At 30.4% G+C, this 3,172-nt stretch carries 3 protein-coding genes; all 3 read left to right on the top strand.

The genetic code is table 11. From position 1 onward, the window contains the following. Positions 1-619, top strand: a 619-nt coding sequence (locus HMPREF2580_RS00625; protein WP_070830034.1) for a DUF1672 family protein, incomplete at its 5' end; no start/stop codon positions are given. Then, positions 616-2,781, top strand: coding sequence for a hypothetical protein (locus HMPREF2580_RS00620; RefSeq protein WP_070830033.1), 2,166 nt, complete (start codon positions 616-618; stop codon positions 2,779-2,781). The genes HMPREF2580_RS00625 and HMPREF2580_RS00620, both read left to right, overlap by 4 nt. Positions 2,782-2,872: 91 nt before the next feature. Beyond that, positions 2,873-3,172 (top strand): DUF1672 family protein (locus tag HMPREF2580_RS00615; RefSeq protein WP_141756844.1); only part of this gene is annotated, 300 nt, incomplete at its 3' end.

Here is a 3,172-nt window from a genome sequence, read left to right as displayed (position 1 = left end):
TTGTGATGACCACGATATTGTATTCAACGCAAGTATCCCTTTCGATAAAGAATCGATTCATGAAAAAGGATCCATGCGAAGCCATGATAATGGTGATTCCATGAGCACTATGGTAAGTACTGTATTAAGCGGATTTGAGTATCGATATCAGAAAGAAAAATATGATAATCTTTACAAATTCTTCGATAATAATAAAGAAAAATATCAATATACTGGCTTTACCAAACAAGCAATAAATGATACCCAAAAAGTAGGTTATCAAAATAAATATTTTTATATATCAGCTGCAATTACAAGTCTTAGTAATTACAGAAAATACTACGAGCCACTAATTAACAAAAATAATAATGACTTCAGAGAAGGAATGAGAGAAGCTTATAGTTCTACAAATTATGAAGCTAAGACTGATGTTGTATCTACTCTTTTTAGTACTAAAAATAACTTTACTAAAAATAATAGTAAAAACGAGGTAATTGATTTGAGTAACGATTTATACAAATATAAAAACAAGCCTAACAATACTAAAATCAGTTTACAATTGAGTAAGCCAACTATAAATACAAGAAATGCGTTCTATGATTACAATGACCCGTTAGAATATGGGGTGCATAAAAAATGAAAAATATAAATGATAGAGATTTAGCTGAACTTAGTGGTTTTTGGGTTTATCAAGATTTAAATAAAAACAAAAAATTTGAAGTTAATAATAAAAATTTTATTCAAGTAGATGGGTTTGATGATAGTAAAAATAAAAATATGAATGGTGCGTCTGATGTTAAAACCTTTGAATTACTTAATGATAAAAACAAGCCTACAGGTCAACAAGTTGTAGTATTCCAAGGTACTGACAATAAGGAAAGTATTAATCCTTATAATCCATTAAAGGGTAAAGTCGCAGATGATTGGCTCCAAAATATAAAGTTAATGAATAATCATCTTAAAAGTACAGAATTAATTAATCAAAATGATAGATATTTTAACGATTATAAACAAAAACTTAAGGATGCCAACAATTTAAGTAGCAACCAATTTTTTCGCAAATATGGTGACGACGCTGGAAAATATAAAAACAAAACTATTATTAATACTGGTGGTAATTCTCAAGGAGCGATTGGTGCGAAATATGAAAGCGTAAAAAATCCCAATTTAAAAGCTACAACTACAGACCCAGCAACACTTCCTGAAGCTTCATGGAGAAATACAAGGTCAGGAAACCATAACAATATTATTAATTTCCATAGTACTTATGATATTTTATCTTGGGTTCAAGACCCGATGTTTAAGAATAATCCTGGAAAAAGAGTTAATCTAAACGATGGTATACCAACTTTAGAAGCTTTAGCTAACAACCACCTAGGTTATAATCGTATTTTTAATAAATTACATAATACGTATAAAGATATACCCGTTCGTAAAATTAAATCAGTAAAAGATACTGTTACTAAAGACGGTAAAAAAGTGTCTAAAACAATAAATATAAAACTAGATATGGATGGACGTATTCCGATTAACGTGTGGACTGGTGAGTCTATAGCAAGGTCTGGTTCTGGTAAACTGATTAAACTAGATATTGAAAAATTAGGTAACCTTGCACAACTAGTCACTGGAGAAACTAGTAGAATGTTGTCTGAATGCGTAACTTTCTTAAATGAAAGCTTTAATATATCGCAAAAAGAAAATAATAACTTTGGAGAACGTAAGCATAAACTCAAGAGAGATTTCATAGATAAAATTCGTCTAGAAACACTAGAAAATTTTTGTAACAAAATTAAATCTGAGAGAAAACATCTAGAAAGCATTATAGATAAAGTTTTACTTATCCTTTCTCCACTCATGGGCGCCCTCCCTTCATTAGACTTAAAAGTTTTAGAAGAAAGAATATCTAGCATCGTTAAGAATTTAGAACGTGGAATTGAAGCTATTCATGACACTGCTGATAATGTATTATCAGACCTATTTAAAAACCTAGACCATGATTTTGCGGATGGTGTATCCGAAGAAATGATGAAACATCTTGAGATAGTCTCTAAAAATATCACTCAAGTTAAAAACCAAAATGATATTTATGGACGGCAAATTGGAGATATAAAAAGTATCATGTCGCAACAAGACGCGACTATAATGGATGGCAATACTAACATTAATTATAGTGGTGAAAATATGGTTTCTGGGACAATCCAGCCATCTAATTATTTGACCCGCAAAATGACAATTTTAAGAGCCCATATTGATAACGCTATTAAAAAATTATCCGAAAATATTCAAGATATATATAATGAATATTTTAAACCTATTATAGATGATATAGATTCCACAATAAGTGCAATCCATTCTATTAAATATGGAATAGATTCTATATTATCAGCCTTAGAAACAGCTCATATTAAAACACTAATGAAACTCATACCCACACCAGCTAGTGTAATAATTTTAAATTTAGAAATATTAAAACATTATTTACTAGATAAGTGGGTGCCATTATTAACTGATTTACAAGCAGCTTCGCCGATTCTTGAAAATCATTTGGGTGAAATTATTACGAATACAAAGCCTATGATTGTAAATATGATTTTCGAGCCTAGCCACTATGATGATATGTTTATACTCAATAAAGCAGCTCAAGGACGTTTAGATCAAATGTCTCAACAGTTTGAAGTTGTTTGTAATGGACTTAATGAGAATGAGGGACAAGCGATTAAGACAATGGATGATTCTGCATCGCTAATACGCTCTAATATGAATAAAGTAAAAAATCAATTAGAAAAAATAGCTGTTTATTAATTGATAACCTTAACTATCAAAGACGTTTATAAAAGTTCTCACTTTATAAGCGTCTTATTTAATAATGAATAATTCTCAAATGAGGTGTTTGATGAAAAAGATATATTGTGCCATTTTAACTTTATCTTTGTTACTTTTTGGCTGTTCGACAATCAATCATCATTTAAACAAAACGTCACAATCAGTACCTGAAGAAATGCCTGCGAGTAAATATGTAGGACAAGGTTTTCAACCTAAAGCTGAAAAAAGCGCTATTGAATATGCGAAGAAACACCGAAAAGAATACGAAAAACTCGGGGAACAATTCTTTAAAGATAACTTTAGTTTAAACGTTAAAGCAACCAACGTTGTTGGTAGTGGCGATGGTGTCGAAGTATTCGTGCATTGTGAT

This window comes from Staphylococcus sp. HMSC036D05, assembly GCF_001836225.1.
GTDB lineage: Bacteria > Bacillota > Bacilli > Staphylococcales > Staphylococcaceae > Staphylococcus > Staphylococcus caprae.
Note: the sequence above shows the minus strand (reverse complement) of the source record. Positions and strands in the feature narration are given on the sequence as shown.